The sequence below is a fragment of the Oleiphilus sp. HI0132 genome (assembly GCF_001635845.1).
Genome location: NZ_LWGJ01000479.1, coordinates 1 through 611, shown reverse-complemented (window position 1 = coordinate 611; position 611 = coordinate 1). Strand labels below are relative to the sequence as shown.

Annotated in this window: 1 protein-coding gene and 1 pseudogene; both read left to right on the top strand. The window is 47.0% G+C overall.

What is annotated here, in order from left to right:
- Window positions 1–192, top strand: a pseudogene (locus tag A3766_RS31895) (hypothetical protein); the annotation flags it as partial.
- Between the two features lie 9 nt (window positions 193–201).
- A partial coding sequence (locus tag A3766_RS05845; protein WP_197479360.1) for a precorrin-8X methylmutase occupies window positions 202–611 on the top strand: 410 nt, incomplete at its 3' end.

Sequence of the window (611 nt, the reverse complement as noted above, 5' to 3'; positions counted from 1 at the left end):
CAAGCGAAATTGGTAGCCGCACGAGAGTTCGGGGTTCAGGTGGTGATGTTGACGCGCCCAAACATATCGCCAGTCAAGCATTTGTTCAGTGACCTTGATGACTGCCTACATCACGTCGAAAGTTCGCTGTCTGATTCTCTCACCCTTGAGGATCAAGATACTGAGCAAAACAATAGCGAAAAAAACGTATAGGAAACCGAGATGCCATTTGATTACGAATTGGACCCGAAAGCGATTGAGCGACAAAGCTTTGAGCTGATTCGCCAGCTAAGCAACTTGAGTTGTTTCGATAAAGAACAACAACAGGTCGTGATGCGTGTCGTACATAGCTTAGGTATGCCCGAGCTGACGGATAAGATTCTGTTTAGCGCAGGTGCTTGCGAAAAAGGCAGAGCGTCCTTGGGTCAGAATAAGCCAATTTTGTGCGATGTGGAGATGGTCAAGCAAGGCGTTACTAAGCGCATGATTGAACGAGAGCCCCTGTGTTTTTTGAACGATAACGACACCATTCAACAGGCTAAACAACTAGGCGAAACAAGGTCGATGGCTGCCTTAAGTTCTTGGACACCCTTCTTGAAAGACAGCGTTGTATTGATAGGGAATGCTCCAAC